Below are 22097 nucleotides of genomic sequence, written 5' to 3'. Positions count from 1 at the left end.
AGCCATCATGACCATTGGGAAGATTTCCCCGCGCGAGGCGCAGACGCTGGTCGCGCAAGGCGCGAAACTGATTGATATCCGCGATGCTGACGAGTACCTGCACGAGCATATTCCTGAGGCGCATCTGGCACCGTTACCCACGCTTGAGCAGGGATCGTTGCCTGCGAATTTACGCGCCGAGCAGGTGATTTTTCACTGCCAGTCAGGCAAACGCACACAAAATGCAGCGAACAAACTCAGCGCCATTGCCGCGCCTGCGCAGGTCTGGTTGCTGGAAGGTGGAATCGATGGCTGGAAAGCCGCAGGTTTACCCGTGGCAAAAGACAGTTCACAACCACTGCCGCTGATGCGTCAGGTGCAGATAGCCGCAGGTAGCCTTGCCTTACTCGGCGTCATTCTCGGATACGCCATCAACAGCGCCTTCTTCCTGCTGAGCGGTTTTGTGGGTGCCGGGCTGATACTCGCTGGCCTAACCGGCTTTTGCGGCATGGCGCGATTGCTGGACAAAATGCCCTGGAACCGGCGTACTCATTAAGCGGTAATACCTGAAACAGCGCTGTACCCGTCGATTGACGTGATCTATGGTGAGTTGTGCGATAAATAAAGGAGCGCAATATGTTTAAACCTGGCGATCTGGTTCAACCACGCATGGGCGGACCTAAACTGAAAGTTGTCGAAGTCAACGAAGATCAAATTGTGGCGGTACAAGCCAGTAATGAAAGCGGTGAAAAATTCACACTGAAAGCAGCTGACGTGACGCGATATACCGAAGACGGTGATTTCGGCGTTTGCTGAAAACAGGCGGTGAGGTCACCCTCACCGCATTTATAATTAGATTAAAAAGTCATCAAGAGATTTACCGGCAGCCAGCGCCTGGGCAATTGGCTTTGGTGTCCGACCTTGTCCGGTCCATGTTTTTGTTTCACCGTCGAAATCGGTAAAACGATATTTCGCCGGGCGTGGTTGACGTTTTTTGACTGCCCGCGACGTCGCTGGGGTCATACTCAGCAGCTCTTCCGGATTGATCCCATCAGCCTGCATCAGGGCCAGCAAATTATTAATTTTTTCCTGCTGTTCTGCACGTTGGCGCTGTAGCTGTTCTTCTTCATCGCGGCGTTCTTTAGTCACTACTCTGAATTTTTCGAGCATATCTTCCAGCACATCAACGGAAAATTCACGTGCCATTACACGCAGCGAGCGGATATTATTTAAGTTTTTTAACATTGAACTCATATTAACAAAACCTCTTTAACGTAAAAATGGTATCACGCTAAATATTGTATGCAACTGATTATTATTTTTCCAGTCTAATTTTTTCGCAGATTATAAAACAAATAGCCAATCCCGTTATTTAAATGGCTATCCTGAAACCTGACATCAAATATTTTATATTCCCAGGATAGTCACTGTAAATATACTCGCATGACCTCTTAGCGCATCGTCTGATAAACACATCACTTTATTGCCCAGGGCCGGCACGCGCACATTCTGAACATCAGTCAACTTTCAGAAAAGGAGCGCAAAAAATTCAGAAAAACAAGTATTCATAACCTATTGATATAAAATACTTTTAATCAGCAGAACAACGAAAACACCAAAACGAACAAAAATCAAACCAATGCAGAGCATTTTATCGACAAAAAGACAATAAATAAAAATTTTAAGCTAGTTGATAGTTATTATCCAGGCAGATATCCTATTGAAACGCGAAAGCATCAAGACAAATCACTAGCAGTGAAGGTATTCAAAACCTTTTTTCCCCTTTTTACAAGGAGCATTAACATGTTCTCTCCGCAGTCACGCTTGCGTCATGCTGTAGCAGACACGTTCGCGATGGTTGTTTATTGTTCTGTCGTGAACATGTTGATCGAGATATTCCTTTCTGGAATGAGCTTTGAACAGTCACTGTACTCCAGACTGGTGGCCATCCCTGTCAATATTCTGATCGCCTGGCCATACGGCATGTACCGTGATTTGTTTATGCGCGCGGCACGTAAAGCCACGCAGGCAGGATGGGCAAAAAACCTGGCGGACGTGCTGGCTTATGTCACCTTCCAGTCGCCGGTTTACGTGATTATTCTGTTGACGGTTGGCGCGGACTGGCACCAGATTACGGCTGCGGTAAGTTCGAACATCGTGGTATCGATGTTGATGGGCGCAGTATACGGCTACTTCCTTGATTATTGCCGCCGCCTGTTTAAGGTCAGCAGCTATCACCAGGCTAAAGCCTGACACGCCTCTTCGCGACTGGCCCTGCCAGTCGCGTTATTAGTTAGCGTTAACGTCGCCAAATAACCCACTCAGATAACGCTCAAGTGCAATACGCGAACTGAAGCCGTGAGGAATACCATAATGCTCATGGGTCTCTCCGGCTAAATACAACGGGAATTGCTGGTAGTGATCGCAGGTTTTAATGTCTGTCGCAGGTTCCGCCAGTGAAGAGCTGCGCTCTTTAAGCGTGGGATGGATGACTAATGCGGTACGTCCCATACGTGCTTCCCGGTTAACGTACACATAATTTTCACCACGTCGATAGCCGTACGTTTTCGGCGTCACTACATCAACGGTAAAGCCCACTTTTTCAAGTACGCGCGCCACCTCATCAGGTCGTAAATACATATTATTTTCCTCGTTATCTTTTACTGCGGGCTTACCTTACCTGATTCAGCATTAGCAACGCTTTCAGAAAAGTCCATAAACGAGTGAAGACGGTGGGACGAATATCTTAAGAACCGTGCAGATTTATGTCAGCGCCTGCCGCAATTGATAGGCCGCCTGCTGCGCCATTTCCGCTGAGCTAATATTGGTAAATGACAATAATATTCCCCCTTGTCCGTTCGGCGTTATACGCCACTGGCTCAAGGCCTGTACGGCCAGACCTGCCAGATTCGCTTTACGTACTAACGCAACATCGTCTGCGTCTACACTCATCACCAGTTGGATCCCACCCTCTTGCGGGAGCACGCTAAAACCGTGCTCGGTCAGAGCATTTACCATCCACTGACGTCGCTGGGCATAATGTTGACGCATGCGTTTTAAGTGCCGCCAGAAGTGCCCCTCGCGCATAAAATCCGCCAGCGTTTGTTGCCATAAAACCGGAACGCTACAGGCCGCCAGCGCCACCTGCTGGCGAAAATGCTCGACCTGAGTCATGGGCACCACCAGCCATGCCGTGCGTAGCGCAGGAAACATTGATTTGCTGAACGTTCCGGCATAAATCACCCGCTGCGGCGCATCCAGGCTTTTCAACGGCGGCAACGGTTTACCGTGGTAGCGAAATTCACTGTCATAGTCATCTTCAATAATCCATGCCTGGGTGCGGGCCGCCCACTCCAGCAACTGATGGCGACGCTCCAATGAAAGGGCCACACCCAGCGGGCTTTGATGCGCGGGTGTAAGCAAAACAAAGCGCGCCTGCGGGTAATCGCGGATCCCAGCGCAGACATCCAGACCATTGGCATCAACAGGAACCGGCATCAGCGCAATTCGCTCCTGAGCCACCACCGGTCGGATCAACGGAAAGCCGGGATCTTCGACCCACATCCCTTCACCGGGTTGAGACAGCGCGCGCAGAATTAACGTCATCGATGCCGCATAGCCAGAGGTGATAAAAACCTGCTCCGGCTGGCACTCAATGCTGCGTGAAACGCGCAGGTAATCAACAATCGCCTGACGCAGCACCCTTTCGCCGCAAACCTCCCCCACCGCCAGATCAAAACGCGTTTGGGTGCGTAAACGTCGGCCCATCACCCGCGCCCATACTTCACGCGGGAAGAGATCGAGTGCGGGTAGCCCCATCTGAAAAGGTTGGGGTCTGGGATTTTCTCCTGCGAAGATAGCGGGAGCCGCAGGCGCGGTCTCTGGTCGCAACTGCTCACTGACAAAAGTTCCCGCCTGCCCACGTCGAGCCAGCCAGCCCTGCGCCACCAGCTCGGCATAGGCATGTTCCACCGTCGAACGAGAAACCCCCAGTTCCTGGGACCACGTCCGGCTGGAGGGCAATCTTGCGCCTGGTTTGAGTTCACCTGTCTCAATGGCATTTTTTAACTGGCGGGCGATTTGTTGATAGCGCGGCATTTATGGTCTGCTTTTTTTGCAAAAATATGGCCCTCTGTAACAGTCCATTATAGTGCTACATTGCGGGTTATCCAAACGAGGAGAAATACCATGACAATGTTACGCCAGCCCTATTATGAACTCAGTCCTGAAATCTATAACGCTCTGGTTCAGGCCAGCAAAGCGCTGGAAAATTGCGCACTGGAACCTACGCTGACGGAACTGGTTTACCTGCGGGTCTCGCAAATCAACGGCTGCGCATTTTGCCTGGAAATGCACAGTAAGGCGTTGCGCAAAGCAGGCGTTGCGCAGGCCAAACTCGACGCGCTGGCAGGTTGGCGAGTGAGCCACCACTTCAGTGAACAGGAACGTGCGGCGCTGGCATGGGCCGAATCGGTCACTCATATCGCCAGCACCCACGCGGAAGATGATGTTTATCTGCCGCTGCTCGACCATTTTAGCGCGAAAGAAATCAGCGATCTGACGTTTGCCATCAGCCTGATGAACTGCTTCAACCGCCTGGCGGTTGGGATGCGTATGTAATTCTGCCCTGCCGGATGGCGGGATAAATGCCTTATCCGGCCTGGGATGTGTTCTCCTGTAGGCCGGATAAGACGCGACGCGTCGCCCTCCGCCCCCCCCGTCATGCTACACATCCCAGCCCCCGTCACGCTCATCATTCTGCCCTTCATCAATCTAAAATTACCATATCTTGTATGGTTGAATATTTTTAAAACTACATCTAGTATCACTCCTATCAAGACACCTACAATCTGACGCTATCAATCGCGTCGATCTTTTATTTACAAATGGAAATACGAATCATGCGTATTATTATTTACACTCGTAGTAACTGTGTTCAGTGCCACGCCACTAAGCGGGCAATGGAAAGCCGCGGGTTTGACTTTGAGATGGTAAATATTGATTTGCAGCCCGCTCTGGCTGACAGCCTGCGCGATCAAGGCTTTCGTCAGTTACCGGTCGTTGTCGCCGGGGAAACCAGTTGGTCCGGGTTTCGCCCGGACATGATCAACCGTCTGCGCCCACAACCCGATATGGCCAGCGCATGAGTCAGCTCGTCTACTTCTCCAGCAGCTCCGAAAATACGCACCGCTTTATCCAGCGTCTGGGGCTGCCTGCCATCCGCATTCCGCTTAATGAACGCGAGCGGATCCGGGTCGACGAACCTTACATCTTAATCGTGCCGTCCTACGGCGGCGGCGGAACGGCAGGCGCGGTTCCGAGACAGGTGATCCGCTTTTTAAACGATCCGCACAACCGGGCGTTAATCCGTGGGGTGATTGCTTCCGGCAATCGCAATTTCGGTGAAGCCTATGGCCGCGCGGGTGAAGTCATCTCACAAAAATGCGGCGTGCCGTGGCTCTGGCGCTTTGAGCTGATGGGCACCCAAAGCGATATCGACAACGTTCGACAAGGAGTGAGTGAATTTTGGCAACGACAACCGCAGAACGCATAACCCAGCCAACGCTGGATTATCACGCCCTGAACGCCATGCTGAATCTGTACGATAAAGCTGGACGCATTCAGTTCGACAAAGACCATCAGGCGGTGGAGGCTTTCTTTGCCGCCCACGTCCGCCCCAACTCGCTGACGTTTGCCAGCCAGCAGGAGCGCCTGGAAACGCTGGTTGCTGAAGGCTACTACGACGAAAGCGTATTAAGCCGTTACGATCGCGCATTTGTAATAAAGCTCTTTGCTCACGCCCACGCCAGCAGATTCCGGTTCCAGACGTTCCTCGGCGCATGGAAGTTCTACACCAGCTATACGCTGAAAACGTTCGACGGTAAGCGCTATCTCGAAGATTTTGAGGATCGGGTAACGATGGTGGCGCTCACGCTGGCGCAAGGCGATGAAATGCTCGCCATGCAGCTTAGCGATGAAATGCTCTCCGGGCGCTTTCAGCCCGCCACGCCAACCTTCTTAAACTGCGGCAAACAGCAGCGCGGCGAGCTGGTTTCCTGCTTCCTGTTACGCATTGAAGACAACATGGAGTCCATTGGCCGGGCGGTTAACTCTGCGCTGCAACTTTCCAAGCGCGGCGGCGGCGTAGCGTTTTTGCTCTCTAACCTGCGTGAAGCAGGTGCGCCGATTAAACGCATTGAGAACCAGTCATCCGGCGTGATCCCGGTAATGAAAATGCTGGAAGATGCGTTTTCTTATGCCAATCAACTCGGCGCGCGTCAGGGGGCAGGCGCGGTGTATTTGCACGCGCATCATCCGGACATTTTACGTTTTCTGGATACCAAACGTGAAAATGCCGACGAAAAAATCCGTATCAAAACCCTGTCGCTTGGCGTAGTGATCCCGGACATTACCTTTAAACTGGCCAAAGAGAATGCCGACATGGCGCTGTTCTCGCCCTATGACGTGGAACGCATTTACGGCAAAGCGTTCGGCGATATCGCCGTCAGTGAACGCTATGACGAACTGCTTGCCGATGGACGCGTGCGCAAAAAATACATTAACGCCCGCGATTTCTTCCAGCGGCTGGCTGAGATCCAGTTTGAGTCCGGCTACCCTTACATCATGTTTGAAGATACGGTGAATCGCGCGAATCCGATTGCTGGCCGTATTAACATGAGCAATCTGTGCTCCGAAATTTTGCAGGTTAACAGCGCCTCCACCTACGATGAAAATCTCAACTACGCGCAGACCGGACACGATATCTCCTGCAACCTCGGCTCGCTAAATATCGCCCATACCATGGATTCCCCGGATTTTGGTCGTACCGTGGAAACGGCGGTTCGCGGCTTAACCGCCGTTTCGGACATGAGTCATATTCGCAGCGTGCCCTCGATTGCAGCCGGAAACAGCGCATCGCACGCGATTGGTCTTGGTCAGATGAACCTGCATGGCTATCTGGCGCGGGAAGGCATCGCCTACGGCTCGCCGGAAGGGCTGGATTTCACCAATATCTACTTTTACACCATCACCTGGCATGCGCTGAATACGTCAATGAAGCTCGCCCGCGAACGGGGTAAAGCCTTTGCTGGATTCAGGCAGTCTCGCTACGCCAGCGGCGAGTATTTTAGCCAGTATCTGCAGGGTGACTGGCAGCCAAAAACCGACAAAGTTCGCGCGCTGTTTGCCGCCAGCGGCATTACGCTGCCGACGCGTGAGATGTGGGCGCAGTTGCGTGAAGATGTCATGCGCTACGGCATTTATAACCAGAATTTACAGGCAGTTCCGCCAACCGGCTCTATTTCCTACATCAACCATGCGACGTCAAGTATTCACCCGATCGTGTCAAAAGTGGAAATTCGCAAAGAGGGCAAAACCGGGCGCGTGTACTACCCTGCTCCTTTTATGACCAATGAGAATCTGGCCTTGTATCAGGATGCCTACGAGATTGGCCCACAAAAAATTATCGATACCTATGCTGAAGCGACGCGCCATGTCGATCAGGGACTGTCGCTGACGCTCTTTTTCCCCGATACCGCCACTACCCGCGATATTAACAAAGCGCAGATCTACGCCTGGCGTAAGGGCATCAAATCGCTGTACTACATCCGACTGCGTCAGCTGGCGCTGGAAGGGACCGAAATCGAAGGTTGCGTGTCATGCGCGCTGTAAGGAGGAGATCATGACATTATCCCGCGTGAGCGCCATCAACTGGAACAAGATTGAAGATGATAAAGACCTGGAGGTATGGAATCGCCTGACCAGTAACTTCTGGCTACCGGAAAAAGTCCCGCTTTCTAACGACGTTCCGTCCTGGCAAACGCTGAGCGCTGCCGAGCAGCAGTTAACTATCCGCGTTTTTACCGGGCTAACGCTACTCGACACCATTCAGAATGTTGCCGGTGCGCCAACGCTAATGGCGGATTCATTAACACCACACGAAGAAGCGGTGCTGTCGAATATCAGCTTTATGGAAGCCGTTCACGCCCGCTCATACAGCTCTATTTTCTCCACGCTTTGCCAGACCAAAGATGTGGATGCCGCCTACGCCTGGAGTGAGGAAAATATCCCGCTCCAACGTAAGGCGCAGATTATTCTGGCCCATTACGCTAGCGATAATCCGTTGCACAAGAAGATTGCCAGCGTGTTTCTGGAATCATTCCTGTTCTATTCCGGCTTCTGGTTGCCGATGTATTTCTCCAGCCGCGGCAAACTGACTAATACCGCCGATCTCATTCGTCTGATCATTCGTGATGAAGCGGTCCATGGGTATTACATTGGTTATAAATTTCAAAAAAGCCTGGAGCATATTTCCGAATCCGCACGCGAGGAGTTAAAGAATTTTGCCCTCGACCTGCTCATGGAGTTGTATGATAACGAAGCGCGTTATACAGAAGAATTGTATGCAGAAACCGGTTGGGTGGATGACGTCAAAGCCTTCCTTTGTTACAACGCCAATAAGGCATTAATGAATTTGGGTTATGAGGCGTTATTCCCGTCAGAAATGGCGGAGGTTAACCCGGCAATCCTTGCCGCGCTGTCGCCCAACGCAGACGAAAACCACGATTTCTTCTCAGGTTCTGGCTCATCTTATGTGATGGGTAAAGCTATCGAAACCGAAGACGACGACTGGAATTTTTAACTCTCATGTTTGCGGGAAATACCGTACATTTTTCGCGGTAATATTTTAACAGGATCACACTTTTATCGTGCAATTATAATTGTGTGATCTACACTCAATATCAGCCGCATTATTCGCCTGCATTACACCAATTCAGGCGCTTTTTCATTGGCGTTTACAAAAAATATCAGTTAACGCACATTCACGCTCAGCCCTTATATCACGGGAAGTCCCGCCGACTGACCTTCGGCAATATTCATGCCACAACTAAATTCAGGGTTGTCTCAGATTCTCAGTATGTTAGGGTAGAAAAAGGTCACTATTTCCATCAGGTAATATATCGATATAAACAAATAACAGGAATCATTCTATTGCATGGCAATTAAATTAGAAGTGAAGAACCTCTATAAGATATTTGGCGAGCATCCTCAGAGAGCGTTCAAATATATTGAAAAGGGACTTACCAAAGAGCAAATTCTGGAGAAAACAGGGCTATCGCTTGGCGTTAAAGACGCCAGTCTGGCCATTGAAGAAGGCGAGATATTTGTCATCATGGGATTATCCGGCTCGGGTAAATCCACAATGGTACGCCTTCTCAATCGCCTGATTGAACCCACCCGCGGACAGGTACTGATCGACGGCGTAGATATCGCCCGGATCTCCGATGCCGAACTCCGCGAGGTGCGCAGAAAAAAGATTGCGATGGTCTTTCAGTCCTTTGCCCTGATGCCGCATATGACGGTGCTGGACAATACGGCATTCGGCATGGAATTAGCCGGCGTCGCCGCGGATGAACGTCGCGAAAAGGCGCTGGATGCGCTACGTCAGGTCGGTCTGGAGAATTACGCTCACAGCTACCCGGATGAACTTTCCGGGGGGATGCGCCAGCGTGTAGGCCTTGCCCGCGCATTAGCCATTAATCCTGACATCTTATTAATGGATGAGGCCTTCTCAGCCCTCGATCCATTAATTCGCACCGAGATGCAGGATGAACTGGTAAAACTCCAGGCGAAGCATCAACGCACCGTGGTCTTTATTTCCCATGATCTCGACGAAGCTATGCGTATTGGCGACAGAATTGCCATTATGCAAAACGGTGAAGTAGTACAGGTCGGTACACCGGATGAAATCCTGAATAATCCGGCTAATGATTATGTACGCACCTTCTTCCGCGGCGTTGATATTAGCCAGGTGTTCAGCGCGAAAGATATTTCCCGCCGTAGCCCCGAAGGTTTAATTCGTAAAACACCCGGTGTAGGCCCTCGTTCGGCGCTGCAATTATTGCAGGACAAAGATCGCGAATATGGTTACGTGATCGAACGTGGCAATAAATTCGTCGGCGTCGTCTCGATCGACTCACTAAAAACCGCGCTTAGTCAGGCGCAAGGTATTGAAGCGGCGTTGATCAATGAACCGCTGGCTGTCGATGCACAAACTCCTCTCAGCGAGTTGCTTTCTCATGTCGGCCAGGCACCGTGCGCGGTACCGGTAGTTGACGAGGAACAGCAGTATGTGGGCGTCATTTCAAAACGCATGCTGTTACAGGCTTTAGATCGTGAGGGGGCAAACAATGGCTGATCAAACTAATCCGTGGGATACCACACCAGCGGCCGATAGCGCCGCACAAACCGCCGATGCGTGGAGCACACCATCCTCCGCGCCTACTGACGGCGGTAGCGCAGACTGGCTGACCAGCGCGCCCGCGCCGGCACCAGAGCATTTTAATATTATGGATCCGTTCCATAAGACGCTGATCCCATTGGACAGTTGGGTCACCGAGGGGATCGACTGGGTGGTTACCCATTTTCGTCCGGTCTTCCAGGGCATCCGTGTACCGGTGGATTACATTCTCAACGGCTTCCAGCAAATGCTGTTAGGTATGCCAGCCCCCGTGGCGATTATCCTGTTCGCCCTGATCGCCTGGCAGATTTCCGGCGTTGGAATGGGTGTCGCGACGCTGATTTCGTTGATTGCTATCGGCGCCATTGGCGCGTGGTCGCAAGCGATGATCACGCTGGCGCTGGTGCTGACCGCATTACTGTTCTGTGTGGTGATCGGTCTGCCGATGGGCATCTGGTTGGCGCGCAGCCCTCGGGCGGCAAAGATTGTTCGTCCGCTGCTGGATGCGATGCAAACCACCCCCGCCTTCGTGTATTTGGTGCCGATTGTCATGCTGTTCGGTATTGGTAACGTCCCCGGCGTAGTGGTGACGATTATCTTCGCCCTGCCGCCAATCGTCCGTCTGACCATTCTGGGGATTAACCAGGTGCCGGCCGACCTGATTGAAGCCTCGCGCTCGTTTGGCGCCAGCCCGCGTCAGATGCTGTTTAAAGTGCAGCTCCCGCTGGCGATGCCCACGATTATGGCCGGGGTTAACCAAACGCTGATGCTGGCGCTCTCGATGGTGGTCATCGCCTCGATGATTGCCGTTGGCGGATTGGGTCAGATGGTTCTGCGCGGAATTGGTCGTCTGGATATGGGATTAGCCACGGTTGGTGGCGTTGGGATTGTGATCCTCGCCATCATCCTGGATCGCCTGACGCAGGCCGTTGGTCGCGATTCGCGTAGCCGGGGTAACCGTCGCTGGTACACCACCGGTCCCGTTGGGCTTATCACTCGCCCTTTCACGAAGTAATACACCCGTTGCCCGGTGGCGCTGCGCTTACCGGGCCTACACGTCCCTCCAATAATTAAGGAACAACGATGCGACATACCGTACTTTTTGCCACAGCGTTTGCCACCCTTGTCTCCCCCAGCGCTTTCGCTGCCGACCTGCCGGGCAAAGGCATTACCGTCCAGCCAATCCAGAGCACTATCTCTGAAGAATCCTTCCAGACGCAGCTGGTCGCCCGCGCGCTGGAGAAACTGGGTTACACCGTTAACAAAACCAGCGAAGTTGACTATAACGTCGGCTATACCTCCATTGCCTCTGGCGATGCAACTTTTACCGCCGTGAACTGGCAGCCGCTGCATGATGATATGTACGCCGCGGCAGGCGGAGACAAAAAGTTTTATCGCGAGGGGGTATTCGTTACGGGTGCCGCACAGGGTTATCTGATCGACAAAAAAACCGCTGAGCAGTACAAAATCACCAACATCGCCCAGTTAAAAGATCCCAAGATCGCCAAAATTTTTGACACCAACGGCGACGGCAAAGCCGATATGATGGGCTGTTCGCCAGGCTGGGGCTGTGAAGCGGTGATCAACCACCAGAACAAAGCCTTCGATCTGGAAAAAACGGTCGAGGTCAGCCACGGTAACTATGCGGCGATGATGGCAGACACCATCACCCGCTTTAAAGAAGGCAAACCCATTCTTTACTACACCTGGACGCCGTACTGGGTCAGCGACGTGATGAAGCCGGGCAAAGATGTGGTCTGGTTGCAGGTACCGTTCTCTTCCCTGCCGGGTGAGCAGAAAGATATCGATACCAAATTGCCAAACGGCGCTAACTATGGCTTCCCGGTGAACACCATGCACATCGTCGCTAACAAAGCCTGGGCAGAGAAAAACCCGGCGGCTGCGAAACTGTTCGCTATCATGAAATTACCGTTGGCGGATATCAACGCACAGAACGCGATGATGCATGACGGTAAAGCGTCTGAAGCCGATGTTCAGGGTCACGTAGACGGCTGGATCAAAGCCCACCAGCAGCAGTTCGACGGCTGGGTGAACGAAGCGCTGGCTGCGCAGAAATAACCCACTCGCAGGTCTGATAAGCGTAGCGCCATCAGGCACAGTAACCGCACCATTGCCGGATATGCTAACGCTTATCCGGCCTGTTTCCCTCTATCCCACCTAAACCGCACAATCCATCACCCAACAAATCAGCAACAGTTAATCACTTCCGTTATGATTGTTTTCTGCAACCCATTATTCAGTTGAAAACCATGACGAAAACCACTCAGGGACTTAGCCCTTCGCTGATCCTGTTAATGTCTATCGCCACCGGCCTTGCCGTCGCCAGTAACTATTACGCACAACCGCTGCTCGACACCATCGCCCGCAACTTCTCACTGTCTGCCAGTACAGCAGGATTTATCGTCACCGCGGCCCAGCTCGGCTATGCCGCAGGTTTGCTATTCCTGGTACCGCTTGGCGATATGTTTGAGCGACGGATGTTGATTGTCTCCATGACGCTGCTGGCGGCTGGCGGCATGCTGATTACCGCCAGCAGCCAGTCGTTGGGCATGCTGATCCTCGGCACCGCCCTGACCGGACTGTTCTCGGTAGTGGCGCAGATCCTGGTTCCACTGGCGGCAACGCTTGCCACCCCGGACAAGCGCGGGAAAGTCGTCGGGACGATTATGAGCGGCCTGTTGCTGGGTATTCTGCTGGCGCGTACCGTAGCGGGGTTACTGGCGAACCTTGGCGGTTGGCGCACCGTATTTTGGGTGGCATCGATACTGATGGCATTGATGGCGATTGCGCTGTGGCGCGGTCTGCCGAAGATGAAATCAGATACCCATCTTAACTATCCGCAGCTGTTAGGTTCCGTATTCAGCCTGTTTACCCATGATAAATTGCTGCGTACCCGCGCAATGCTGGGTTGCCTGACTTTTGCCAACTTCAGCATTCTGTGGACCTCAATGGCATTTTTGCTCGCCGCGCCGCCGTTTAACTATTCTGAAGGGATGATCGGTCTGTTCGGTCTGGCGGGAGCCGCGGGGGCGTTAGGCGCACGCCCGGCGGGTGGTTTTGCCGATAAAGGGAAATCACATCTCACCACTACCGTTGGCCTGTTGTTACTGTTGCTCTCGTGGCTGGCTATCTGGCTCGGACATACTTCGGTGCCAATGCTGATTATCGGTATTCTGGTTCTGGATCTCACCGTTCAGGGGGTGCATATCACTAACCAGACGGTTATCTATCGCATTCATCCGGATGCACGTAACCGTCTGACCGCCGGCTACATGACCAGCTATTTTATTGGCGGGGCCGCGGGTTCGTTGATTTCGGCCTCCGCCTGGCAACATGCCGGTTGGGCGGGCGTTTGTCTGGCGGGTACGACCGTTGCCGTACTCAACCTGTTGGTCTGGTGGCGAGGTTTTCACCGTCAGGAAGCCGTAAATTAAGCGTATAGCGCTTGTTTACCGCTGATTGGGCTCCTCAGGGTGTTAAGGAGCCCATCAGTCTGCTAAGGTTATAACTCATTGAACCAAGTTATATTAATTTCGGTAATGAAACCTATAACCCTATGGAAAGCCCTATACCCCAGTCCGGATCCCGTTCGGCGACGTTAACGGAAGGATTCAAAGACAGTCTGCCGATAGTTATCAGCTATATTCCGGTCGCTTTTGCATTTGGTCTAAATGCTACTCGCCTTGGCTTTACGCCGGTCGAAAGCGTCTTTTTCTCCTGCATTATCTATGCGGGAGCCAGCCAGTTTGTCATTACCACCATGCTTGCCGCAGGCAGTTCTCTGTGGGTCGCCGCACTGACCGTTATGGCTATGGATATCCGCCATGTTTTATACGGTCCCTCCCTGCGCAGTCGCATCACACAGCGCCTGAACAAACCCAAAAGCGCGCTGTGGGCCTTTGGCCTCACCGATGAAGTCTTTGCCGCCGCAACGGCTAAACTGGTCCGGGATAATCGGCGCTGGAGTGAAAACTGGATGATTGGCATTGCGCTATGTTCCTGGGCTTCCTGGGTATTCGGCACAGTGATCGGCGCGTTTTCCGGTAGTGGTTTACTCAAAGATTATCCCGCGGTTGAAGCGGCACTGGGTTTCATGCTTCCGGCGCTATTTATGAGTTTCCTGCTCGCCTCTTTCCAGCGTCAACAGGCGCTCTGCGTGACTGCCGCACTGGCTGGCGCACTGGCCGGGGTAATACTCTTTTCTATCCCTGCCGCCATCCTTTTGGGCATCATCTGCGGATGCCTGACCGCGCTGCTCCAGTCATTTTGGCAGGGAGGACCTGATGAGCTATGACGTTTTACTGCTCGGCCTGCTGGTCGGCTGCGTGAATTATTGCTTTCGCTATTTACCGCTCCGTCTTAGGGTAGGGAATGTTCGCCCGACAAGACGCGGCGCGACGGGCATATTACTTGACACCATTGGCATTGCATCAATTTGCGCCCTGTTGGTGGTGTCTACCGCGCCAGAAGTGATGCACGATGCTCGTCGGTTCGTGCCTACGCTGGTGGGGTTTGTCATACTGGGCGCAAGCTTCTATAAGACCCGCAGCATCATCATTCCGACCTTACTGAGTGCTCTGGGCTACGGATTAGCCTGGAAAATGCTGGTTGGCTTATAGACAAAAACAATCATTTTAAATAAATAATACATTTACTTTATTTGTCACTGTCGTTACTATATCGGCTGAAATTAATGAGGTTATACCCAAATGGATAGTTCGTTTACGCCCATTGAACAAATGCTAAAATTTCGCGCCAGCCGCTACGAAGAGTTCCCTTATCAGGAAGTGCTTCTGACTCGTCTTTGCATGCACATGCAGGGCAAGCTGCTGGAAAATCGCAATAAGATGCTGAAAGCTCAAGGGATTAACGAGACATTGTTTATGGCGTTGATTACGCTGGAGTCTCAGGAAAACCACAGTATTCAGCCTTCTGAACTGAGTTGCGCGCTTGGCTCGTCAAGGACTAACGCTACCCGCATTGCGGATGAGTTAGAAAAACGTGGCTGGATTGAACGTCGCGAAAGCGATAACGATCGCCGCTGTCTGCATCTGCAATTGACCGAAAAAGGCCATGCTTTTTTGCAAGAGGTGTTACCACCTCAGCACAACTGCCTGCATCAACTCTGGTCATCTCTTAGCACCACCGAAAAAGATCAGCTTGAGCAGATCACCCGTAAACTTCTGACCCGTCTTGACCAGATGGAGCAGGATGGCGCGGTATTAGAAGCGCTGCGCTAACGCGCCGACTCGCTCAGAAATCCAGATTTATAAATGAAAACCGACAGGCCAGCACGCATACTGCTGGCCTTTCTGATGAACAGGTCGGCTCAGCCGATGTGAAAAAAATAAGATCGTGGAGAACAACATGAGCGCAAATGCGGAGACTCAAACCCCGCAGCAACCGGTTAAGAAGAATGGCAAACGTAAAAGTATGCTGCTCCTTCTGACCTTGCTCTTTATTATCATTGCCGTGGCATATGGGATTTATTGGTTTTTAGTACTACGTCATTACGAAGATACTGACGATGCGTACGTGGCAGGGAACCAGGTTCAGATCATGGCGCAGGTATCAGGCAGCGTGACGAAAGTCTGGGCTGATAACACTGACTTTGTTAAACAAGGCGATGTGCTGGTCACCCTCGACCAGACAGACGCCAAACAGGCATTTGAAAAAGCCAAAACGGCATTGGCCTCCAGCGTGCGTCAAACGCACCAGTTGATGATTAACAGCAAGCAGTTACAGGCAAGCATTGAAGTGCAGAAAACTGCACTGGCGCAGGCACAAAGCGACTTTAATCGCCGCGTCCCGCTGGGCAACGCCAACCTGATTGGCCGCGAAGAGCTGCAGCATGCGCGTGATGCCGTTGCCAGCGCTCAGGCGCAGCTTGATGTCGCAATCCAGCAATATAATGCTAACCAGGCAATGATTCTCGGTAGCAAGCTGGAAGATCAACCCGCCGTACAGCAGGCCGCCACCGAAGTGCGCGATGCCTGGCTGGCGCTGGAACGTACCAGAATCGTCAGCCCAATGACCGGTTATGTCTCGCGCCGTGCCGTCCAGCCTGGCGCGCAAATCAGCCCAACCACGCCGCTGATGGCAGTTGTTCCGGCCACCAACCTGTGGGTAGATGCCAACTTCAAAGAAACACAGCTGGCCCATATTCGTATTGGTCAACCCGCAACGGTCGTTACCGATATTTATGGCGATGACGTGAAATACACCGGTAAAGTTGTCGGCCTGGATATGGGTACGGGCAGCGCCTTTTCCCTGCTGCCAGCGCAAAACGCGACCGGGAACTGGATCAAAGTCGTCCAGCGTCTGCCGGTACGTATCGAACTGGATGCGCAGCAGCTGGCGCAGCATCCGCTGCGAATCGGTTTATCTACGCTGGTTACGGTAGATACCTCCAATCGTGACGGACAAATTCTGGCAAGCCAGGTCCGCACCACGCCGGTATCAGAAAGTAATGCACGTGAAATCAACCTTGCTCCGGTCAATAAGATGATCGAAGAGATCGTGCGGGCCAACGCGGGCTAATTCAAAGGTGCGTGTGATGCAACAGCAAAAACCGCTGGAAGGCGCGCAGCTCGTCATTATGACGATCGCGCTGTCTCTGGCGACATTCATGCAGGTGCTGGACTCCACCATTGCTAACGTGGCGATCCCTACTATCGCCGGGAACCTGGGCTCTTCGCTGAGCCAGGGAACCTGGGTGATCACCTCATTCGGGGTGGCGAACGCTATCTCAATTCCAATCACCGGTTGGTTGGCAAAGCGCTTTGGCGAAGTAAGGCTATTCATGTGGTCAACGACTGCCTTCGTCATTGCGTCATGGGCATGCGGGATGTCCACCAGCCTGAACATGCTGATTTTCTTCCGCGTGGTACAAGGGATTGTCGCCGGTCCACTAATTCCGCTTTCGCAAAGCCTGCTGCTGAATAATTATCCTCCCGCCAAGCGTTCCATTGCCCTCGCGCTGTGGTCGATGACGGTGATTGTCGCCCCAATATGCGGCCCTATTCTTGGGGGCTATATCAGCGACAACTATCACTGGGGTTGGATATTCTTCATCAACGTGCCAATCGGCGCGGCGGTGGTATTGATGACTCTGCAAACTCTACGCGGACGAGAAACCAAAACCGAGCAGCGACGCATTGACGCCATTGGTTTGGCATTGCTGGTCATTGGTATCGGTAGCTTGCAGATTATGCTCGACCGCGGCAAAGAGCTGGACTGGTTTGCCTCACAGGAGATTATCATCCTGACGGTGGTCGCCGTTGTCGCTATCAGCTTCCTGATCGTCTGGGAGCTTACCGACGAGCACCCGATTGTCGATCTCTCGCTGTTTAAGTCGCGAAACTTTACCATCGGCTGCTTGTGTATCAGTCTGGCCTATATGCTCTACTTCGGCGCAATCGTCCTGCTGCCGCAGCTATTGCAGGAGGTTTACGGATATACGGCAACCTGGGCCGGTCTGGCCTCCGCCCCGGTTGGGGTGATCCCGGTGATCCTGTCGCCGATAATCGGCCGCTTCGCGCATAAGCTGGATATGCGTCGTCTGGTCACGTTCAGTTTTATTATGTACGCCGTCTGTTTCTACTGGCGCGCATGGACGTTCGAACCGGGTATGGATTTTGGCGCATCGGCCTGGCCGCAGTTTATTCAGGGATTCGCGGTAGCCTGCTTCTTTATGCCGCTGACGACCATTACGCTGTCCGGTTTACCGCCTGAACGTCTGGCGGCGGCGTCCAGCTTGTCTAACTTTACGCGAACGCTGGCAGGTTCTATCGGAACCTCCATCACCACGACAATGTGGACTAACCGTGAGTCGCTACACCATGCGCAGTTAACGGAGTCCGTTAACCCCTACAACCCAAATGCACAGGCTATGTATAACCAACTGCAGGGATTAGGGATGAGCAAGGAGCAAGCCTCTGGCTGGCTGGCCCAACAGATAACCAATCAAGGGCTGATCATTTCCGCCAACGAAATCTTCTGGATGTCAGCAGGGATCTTCCTGGTGCTGCTTGGTCTTGTCTGGTTCGCTAAACCGCCGTTTGGCGCGGGCGGCGGCGCGGGCGGCGCACATTGATCAAAAAAGCCAGTTCAGATGAACTGGCTTTTTTATACCGGCTGGCGCCTATTATTTGTCGACCAGATGAGAAGCGTGAGCTTCACCATCCAGCATGACAACTAAATATGCAGTTCCTGCAGCTTCTCTTTCGGCAGTGCCAGCTCTTCATTGCTGTTCACACGAACATCGTGCTCAAGGATATGACGGGCAATGTCCTGCGCTTCACTGAGAGAGTGCATCTGATACGTGCCGCACTGGTAAATGTTCAGTTCTGGGATCTGGTTTTGATCCTGCACTTTCAGTACGTCAGCCATCGCCGCTTTCCACGCGTCGGCAACGCGCTGCTCGTCCGGCGTGCCAATCAGGCTCATGTAGAAGCCGGTGCGGCATCCCATCGGAGAGATATCGATAATCTCAACGCCGTTACCGTTGAGGTGGTTACGCATAAAACCTGCAAACAGGTGTTCTAGCGTATGGATACCTTTCTCAGGCATCACTTCTTTGTTCGGAATGCAGAAACGCAGATCAAACACGGTGATTGCGTCGCCATGCGGGGTGTTCATCGTTTTTGCAACCCGGACCGCGGGAGCTTCCATCCGGGTGTGATCGACAGTAAAACTATCTAACAACGGCATTTAGCCACCTCCGATAAATTTTTTAAAAATAATCTGAACTCTTTGTTCCGGGGCGAGTCTGAGTATATGAAAGACGCGCATTTGTTATCATCATCCCTGTTTTCAGAGATGAAATTTTGGCCACTCCCGAGTGGCCTTTTTCTTTTGTATCAAGCGTGCTTTTCCAGCCACACGCTAAACGGCTCGGTATCAGCCGCTTCGATCTCCTGCTGACGACGCTTTGACGCTTCGGTTTCAGCAATAAACTCTTCTTCCTGCAATATTTCCAACGGCTCTTCGCGCAGCAGATTGCGGTAAGCCTCACCCAACGCTTTCCCCGTACCGCCAATGCCTTCATCAATCATAGACCGTAGGATCCGGGCGGAGAATGTCAGTTCAGGATTATCAAAGCAGGCGACCAACTCGTCGCATACCTTTTGATACTCCTCTCCCCCGTGGATGCTGTCCAGCGTTTGTGCTACGCGTTTCAGGTCGCGGAACAGATCTTTACCCACTTCAGGCAGTGGGAACTGCGCTGTCTCACAGCCAATGCCTAAGGTCAGGCCAGGCTTACGCCCTTCCAGAATAACGCGATTCCAGTTAGTACGCGTACATAACAGCTCATCGCTACTCATTTCCGGCGCATCGGCCAATGCGCACCAGACCATAAACAGATCGAGGAAGCGCACCTGTTGCTCGTCTACGCCGATTGGTGAGAACGGGTTAATATCCAGTGAACGTACTTCGATGTACTCAATACCGCCACGCAGAAGCGCGTCAGAAGGCGTTTCACCACGACGAGTGACGCGTTTCGGACGAATAGGCGCATACAGTTCATTTTCAATCTGCAAAACGTTACTGTTAATTTGCAGACGCTTACCGTCCTTCTCCAGACCGATCGCCGCGTACTCCTCGGAAGGGGTTTTAATCGCGCGCTTTAATCCTGCCACATACTCATGCAAATCGTTAAACGTAATTCCGAGATTGCTTTGCGACTTATTGGTATAGCCCAAATCGCTCAAACGCAGCGACGTCGCGTAAGGCAGGTAATACATCCCACAGTCGGTTTTTTCAAACGGCAGGGTGGTCGGTTTTCCTTGCAGGAAGGAGGAACAAATGGCCGGAGAAGCGCCAAACAGATACGGGATGACCCAGCCAAAACGGTAATAGTTACGGATCAGACGGAAGTAACCCGCAGAGATCTTCTCTTTAGCATCTTCACCGTCCGTTACGCCGCATTTCGCCTGCCAGAAAGCCATCGGCAGCGAGAAGTTGTAATGTACGCCGGAGATGGTCTGCATCAACGCGCCATAACGGTTTTTGAGGCCTTCGCGATAAAGCGTTTTCAAACGACCGGTATTCGACGTACCGTACTGCGCCAGCTCAATATCCTGACCGTCGGCAATATAGCAAGGCATGCTCAACGGCCACATACGCTCGTCGCCCAGGTTTCTGGCGGTATAACGATGCAGGTCGCGCATGAACGTCAGCATTTTATGAATATCGTCGCCAGGTGGAGTAATAAACTCCAGCAGCGCTTCGGCAAAGTCCGTAGTTATCCACTTATGTGTTAGCGCTGAGCCTAACACCTCAGGATGGCCTGTCGTCGCCAATGACCCATCAGCATTAACGCGCAGCGTTTCACGCTCCAGCCCACGTTGAATCCCCTTTAACGCCTGAGGATGGTTTTCCAGCCAGGCCAGCGCCTGTGATACGTTCGGGATCAAATTGACCTCCCGCCTGTCAAAATCGTTTTAATTAGCATAATGGTATTGGTTACCCTGAAGGCTATCTCACAACACAATTAGTGCCACCACATAATGCCTTGCGTCGTAACCGCTGCGACAACAACATAGCGCAACGCCTTGCCAAGGCATAAGAAAAAGAGAACTGGGCCCCACGAGATGCGCATCCATCCAGCTAACAGGCACAGTAAATCACCCACAACCGGCATCCAGCTTAATAATAGTGTGACAGCGCCATAGCGCCGCAGCCAGCCAGTGGCTTTCTCTTGCCAGCGCGATGTTTTACGCAATGGAAAGAAACGCCCAAGGATAACGTTAGTTAACCCTCCAAGGCTATTACCCATTGTTGCTGTTAAGACTAAGACCCAGGGATGACTTACCCCAGAAATCAGCAAAGCAACCAGAACAACTTCAGAATTGCCGGGTAATAGCGTGGCGCTGAGAAAACTGCTGGCAAACAGTGACAGGAGCGATAGTCCATCACTCACAATAACCGAACATCCACGGCGTCCATCCCCGCTGCGCTCGCCGCCTGCAGTCCAAAATCGGCATCTTCAAACACGACGCAGCGCGCCGGAACAACCCCCATTCGCTCAGCACAAAGCAAGAACGTATCAGGAGCAGGCTTATGGCGTTGTACGTGATCGGCGGCCACCACAGCATCAAAATAACGACGCAGACCAAGGTGAGCGAGCAGAGCCTCTGCAATTGCGCTTTCACTCCCCGTCCCTACCGACATAGGACGGCGGCCATGCCAGGCTTTCACTACTTCAACCAACGGTAAAGGCTGGACGCTATCCAGCAGCATGCTTTTTACCTTGTCCGTTTTTTCTCGTGCCAAAACATGGGGGTCAATATCGGCATGATTCAATTCAATCACCGCCTGGGCAATACGCCACGTTGGAGAGCCGTTGAGGGCAACCATGGCTTGTTCATCAAACCGTAGCCCATAATGGCCCAATACCTCACGCCACGCCTTACGGTGCGTAGGTTCGGTATCCAGGATGGTGCCATCCATATCAAAAATCAAACCCGCATAACGTTCGTACATCGTCTTCTCACAAGCCGAATGACCAGACGTTATTTTATCGTAATTGATTGATTTTGTCGCTGACAGCGAATTGAGGGATGTTCAGGGAGTATGTGGAAATGATTCAAGAGGGGGAAAATTCAGGCGATTATCTCGCAGACCATGAAGAAACAGTTTCGCTGTTATTCAGGAGAAGATGGTGCATCCGGGAGGATGACTCACTAGCGTTCACCCTGCGGGCCGTTGCTGAAGCAACGTTATCCTCCCTGGTGCTGGCGATTATCTCGCAGACCGTGAAACAACAATTTAGGTGTTATCTCGGAGAAGATGGTGCATCCGGGAGGATTCGAACCTCCGACCGCTCGGTTCGTAGCCGAGTACTCTATCCAGC

At 52.4% G+C, this 22097-nt stretch carries 24 protein-coding genes; 17 read left to right on the top strand and 7 right to left on the bottom strand.

What is annotated here, in order from left to right:
- Positions 1-7: 7 nt before the first annotated feature.
- Positions 8-535: a rhodanese family protein gene (locus OGV69_RS07220; protein WP_069324589.1), complete on the top strand. Its 528-nt coding sequence runs from the start codon at positions 8-10 to the stop codon at positions 533-535.
- Between the two features lie 80 nt (positions 536-615).
- On the top strand, positions 616-795 hold the full coding sequence (locus OGV69_RS07215) for a GDFGVC terminal motif YodC-like protein (RefSeq protein WP_038632960.1): 180 nt from the start codon (positions 616-618) through the stop codon (positions 793-795).
- Between the two features lie 36 nt (positions 796-831).
- Here the strand turns inward: OGV69_RS07215 and stpA are convergent, their stop codons facing one another.
- Entirely contained in the window at positions 832-1233 is a 402-nt protein-coding gene (stpA, locus tag OGV69_RS07210) for a DNA-binding protein StpA (RefSeq protein WP_038632963.1), read from the bottom strand.
- Between the two features lie 549 nt (positions 1234-1782).
- On the opposite strand from stpA, the gene alaE reads away from it, so the two are divergent.
- Positions 1783-2232 (top strand): L-alanine exporter AlaE, encoded by a 450-nt coding sequence (alaE, locus tag OGV69_RS07205; RefSeq protein ID WP_003037259.1) that lies wholly within the window; start codon positions 1783-1785, stop codon positions 2230-2232.
- 36 nt (positions 2233-2268) lie between these two features.
- On the opposite strand, the gene OGV69_RS07200 is transcribed toward alaE, so the two are convergent.
- A complete protein-coding gene (locus OGV69_RS07200; protein ID WP_038632969.1) occupies positions 2269-2619 on the bottom strand; it encodes a DUF2002 family protein in 351 nt (116 codons plus the stop codon).
- 123 nt (positions 2620-2742) lie between these two features.
- Positions 2743-4077 (bottom strand): MocR-like pyridoxine biosynthesis transcription factor PdxR, encoded by a 1335-nt coding sequence (gene pdxR / locus OGV69_RS07195; protein ID WP_069324588.1) that lies wholly within the window; start codon positions 4075-4077, stop codon positions 2743-2745.
- A gap of 90 nt (positions 4078-4167) precedes the next feature.
- On the opposite strand from pdxR, the gene OGV69_RS07190 reads away from it, so the two are divergent.
- The 14 genes from OGV69_RS07190 to emrB all read left to right on the top strand — a co-directional run bounded on the left by OGV69_RS07190 (position 4168) and on the right by emrB (position 18335).
- Entirely contained in the window at positions 4168-4599 is a 432-nt protein-coding gene (locus OGV69_RS07190; RefSeq protein ID WP_038632976.1) for a carboxymuconolactone decarboxylase family protein, read from the top strand.
- A gap of 281 nt (positions 4600-4880) precedes the next feature.
- Entirely contained in the window at positions 4881-5126 is a 246-nt protein-coding gene (gene nrdH / locus OGV69_RS07185) for a glutaredoxin-like protein NrdH (RefSeq protein WP_069324587.1), read from the top strand.
- Positions 5123-5533 carry a class Ib ribonucleoside-diphosphate reductase assembly flavoprotein NrdI gene (gene nrdI / locus OGV69_RS07180; RefSeq protein WP_038632982.1) on the top strand — a complete coding sequence of 137 codons (411 nt, stop codon included), beginning with the start codon at positions 5123-5125 and terminating at the stop codon, positions 5531-5533. Before nrdH ends, nrdI begins: the two co-directional genes overlap by 4 nt.
- On the top strand, positions 5506-7650 hold the full coding sequence (gene nrdE, locus OGV69_RS07175) for a class 1b ribonucleoside-diphosphate reductase subunit alpha (protein WP_286469220.1): 2145 nt from the start codon (positions 5506-5508) through the stop codon (positions 7648-7650). The genes nrdI and nrdE overlap by 28 nt, the downstream gene beginning before the upstream one ends.
- Positions 7651-7660: 10 nt before the next feature.
- Complete coding sequence (nrdF, locus tag OGV69_RS07170; RefSeq protein WP_069324585.1) at positions 7661-8620, top strand: class 1b ribonucleoside-diphosphate reductase subunit beta; 960 nt, start codon at positions 7661-7663, stop codon at positions 8618-8620.
- Between the two features lie 354 nt (positions 8621-8974).
- On the top strand, positions 8975-10177 hold the full coding sequence (gene proV / locus OGV69_RS07165; protein WP_038632990.1) for a glycine betaine/L-proline ABC transporter ATP-binding protein ProV: 1203 nt from the start codon (positions 8975-8977) through the stop codon (positions 10175-10177).
- Positions 10170-11234, top strand: a complete 1065-nt coding sequence (gene proW, locus OGV69_RS07160; protein WP_038632993.1) for a glycine betaine/L-proline ABC transporter permease ProW — start codon at positions 10170-10172, stop codon at positions 11232-11234. The genes proV and proW overlap by 8 nt, the downstream gene beginning before the upstream one ends.
- A gap of 68 nt (positions 11235-11302) precedes the next feature.
- The gene (proX, locus tag OGV69_RS07155) at positions 11303-12298 is read left to right on the top strand and encodes a glycine betaine/L-proline ABC transporter substrate-binding protein ProX (protein ID WP_069324584.1); all 996 of its coding nucleotides are present in this window, start codon (positions 11303-11305) and stop codon (positions 12296-12298) included.
- A gap of 191 nt (positions 12299-12489) precedes the next feature.
- Positions 12490-13674: an MFS transporter gene (locus OGV69_RS07150; protein WP_038633000.1), complete on the top strand. Its 1185-nt coding sequence runs from the start codon at positions 12490-12492 to the stop codon at positions 13672-13674.
- Between the two features lie 122 nt (positions 13675-13796).
- On the top strand, positions 13797-14534 hold the full coding sequence (locus tag OGV69_RS07145) for an AzlC family ABC transporter permease (protein WP_069324583.1): 738 nt from the start codon (positions 13797-13799) through the stop codon (positions 14532-14534).
- Positions 14524-14859, top strand: a complete 336-nt coding sequence (gene ygaH, locus OGV69_RS07140) for an L-valine transporter subunit YgaH (protein ID WP_069324582.1) — start codon at positions 14524-14526, stop codon at positions 14857-14859. Before OGV69_RS07145 ends, ygaH begins: the two co-directional genes overlap by 11 nt.
- A 90-nt stretch (positions 14860-14949) precedes the next feature.
- A complete protein-coding gene (emrR, locus tag OGV69_RS07135; RefSeq protein WP_003037300.1) occupies positions 14950-15480 on the top strand; it encodes a multidrug efflux transporter EmrAB transcriptional repressor EmrR in 531 nt (176 codons plus the stop codon).
- Between the two features lie 127 nt (positions 15481-15607).
- A complete protein-coding gene (emrA, locus tag OGV69_RS07130) occupies positions 15608-16780 on the top strand; it encodes a multidrug efflux MFS transporter periplasmic adaptor subunit EmrA (protein ID WP_069324581.1) in 1173 nt (390 codons plus the stop codon).
- A 16-nt stretch (positions 16781-16796) separates the two neighbouring features.
- Positions 16797-18335: a multidrug efflux MFS transporter permease subunit EmrB gene (emrB, locus tag OGV69_RS07125; protein ID WP_069324580.1), complete on the top strand. Its 1539-nt coding sequence runs from the start codon at positions 16797-16799 to the stop codon at positions 18333-18335.
- Between the two features lie 101 nt (positions 18336-18436).
- Here emrB and luxS read toward each other — a convergent pair whose 3' ends face one another.
- The 4 genes from luxS to yqaB form a co-directional block, all read right to left on the bottom strand.
- Positions 18437-18952 carry an S-ribosylhomocysteine lyase gene (gene luxS, locus OGV69_RS07120; RefSeq protein ID WP_006687194.1) on the bottom strand — a complete coding sequence of 172 codons (516 nt, stop codon included), beginning with the start codon at positions 18950-18952 and terminating at the stop codon, positions 18437-18439.
- 149 nt (positions 18953-19101) lie between these two features.
- On the bottom strand, positions 19102-20658 hold the full coding sequence (gene gshA, locus OGV69_RS07115; RefSeq protein WP_038633015.1) for a glutamate--cysteine ligase: 1557 nt from the start codon (positions 20656-20658) through the stop codon (positions 19102-19104).
- Between the two features lie 77 nt (positions 20659-20735).
- Positions 20736-21164 carry a YqaA family protein gene (locus tag OGV69_RS07110; RefSeq protein ID WP_038633018.1) on the bottom strand — a complete coding sequence of 143 codons (429 nt, stop codon included), beginning with the start codon at positions 21162-21164 and terminating at the stop codon, positions 20736-20738.
- Positions 21161-21727: a fructose-1-phosphate/6-phosphogluconate phosphatase gene (gene yqaB / locus OGV69_RS07105; RefSeq protein ID WP_069324579.1), complete on the bottom strand. Its 567-nt coding sequence runs from the start codon at positions 21725-21727 to the stop codon at positions 21161-21163. Before yqaB ends, OGV69_RS07110 begins: the two co-directional genes overlap by 4 nt.
- Between the last annotated feature and the right edge of the window lie 370 nt (positions 21728-22097).

The sequence above is a fragment of the Citrobacter sp. Cc139 genome, from assembly GCF_030334645.1.
GTDB lineage: Bacteria > Pseudomonadota > Gammaproteobacteria > Enterobacterales > Enterobacteriaceae > Citrobacter > Citrobacter werkmanii.
This window is presented reverse-complemented; position numbering and strand designations above follow the sequence as displayed.

Bases quoted from the DNA above. Each gene is read 5' to 3' on its own strand.
- nrdI (WP_038632982.1), top strand. From the start codon at position 5,123: ATGAGTCAGCTCGTCTACTTCTCCAGCAGCTCCGAAAATACGCACCGC.
- proV (WP_038632990.1), top strand. From the start codon at position 8,975: ATGGCAATTAAATTAGAAGTGAAGAACCTCTATAAGATATTTGGCGAG.
- nrdH (WP_069324587.1), top strand. From the start codon at position 4,881: ATGCGTATTATTATTTACACTCGTAGTAACTGTGTTCAGTGCCACGCC.
- OGV69_RS07200 (WP_038632969.1), bottom strand. From the start codon at position 2,619: ATGTATTTACGACCTGATGAGGTGGCGCGCGTACTTGAAAAAGTGGGC.
- emrB (WP_069324580.1), top strand. From the start codon at position 16,797: ATGCAACAGCAAAAACCGCTGGAAGGCGCGCAGCTCGTCATTATGACG.
- ygaH (WP_069324582.1), top strand. From the start codon at position 14,524: ATGAGCTATGACGTTTTACTGCTCGGCCTGCTGGTCGGCTGCGTGAAT.
- OGV69_RS07190 (WP_038632976.1), top strand. From the start codon at position 4,168: ATGACAATGTTACGCCAGCCCTATTATGAACTCAGTCCTGAAATCTAT.
- luxS (WP_006687194.1), bottom strand. From the start codon at position 18,952: ATGCCGTTGTTAGATAGTTTTACTGTCGATCACACCCGGATGGAAGCT.
- emrA (WP_069324581.1), top strand. From the start codon at position 15,608: ATGAGCGCAAATGCGGAGACTCAAACCCCGCAGCAACCGGTTAAGAAG.
- alaE (WP_003037259.1), top strand. From the start codon at position 1,783: ATGTTCTCTCCGCAGTCACGCTTGCGTCATGCTGTAGCAGACACGTTC.
- OGV69_RS07215 (WP_038632960.1), top strand. From the start codon at position 616: ATGTTTAAACCTGGCGATCTGGTTCAACCACGCATGGGCGGACCTAAA.
- proW (WP_038632993.1), top strand. From the start codon at position 10,170: ATGGCTGATCAAACTAATCCGTGGGATACCACACCAGCGGCCGATAGC.
- stpA (WP_038632963.1), bottom strand. From the start codon at position 1,233: ATGAGTTCAATGTTAAAAAACTTAAATAATATCCGCTCGCTGCGTGTA.
- OGV69_RS07220 (WP_069324589.1), top strand. From the start codon at position 8: ATGACCATTGGGAAGATTTCCCCGCGCGAGGCGCAGACGCTGGTCGCG.
- proX (WP_069324584.1), top strand. From the start codon at position 11,303: ATGCGACATACCGTACTTTTTGCCACAGCGTTTGCCACCCTTGTCTCC.
- nrdF (WP_069324585.1), top strand. From the start codon at position 7,661: ATGACATTATCCCGCGTGAGCGCCATCAACTGGAACAAGATTGAAGAT.
- pdxR (WP_069324588.1), bottom strand. From the start codon at position 4,077: ATGCCGCGCTATCAACAAATCGCCCGCCAGTTAAAAAATGCCATTGAG.
- OGV69_RS07150 (WP_038633000.1), top strand. From the start codon at position 12,490: ATGACGAAAACCACTCAGGGACTTAGCCCTTCGCTGATCCTGTTAATG.
- emrR (WP_003037300.1), top strand. From the start codon at position 14,950: ATGGATAGTTCGTTTACGCCCATTGAACAAATGCTAAAATTTCGCGCC.
- yqaB (WP_069324579.1), bottom strand. From the start codon at position 21,727: ATGTACGAACGTTATGCGGGTTTGATTTTTGATATGGATGGCACCATC.
- OGV69_RS07145 (WP_069324583.1), top strand. From the start codon at position 13,797: ATGGAAAGCCCTATACCCCAGTCCGGATCCCGTTCGGCGACGTTAACG.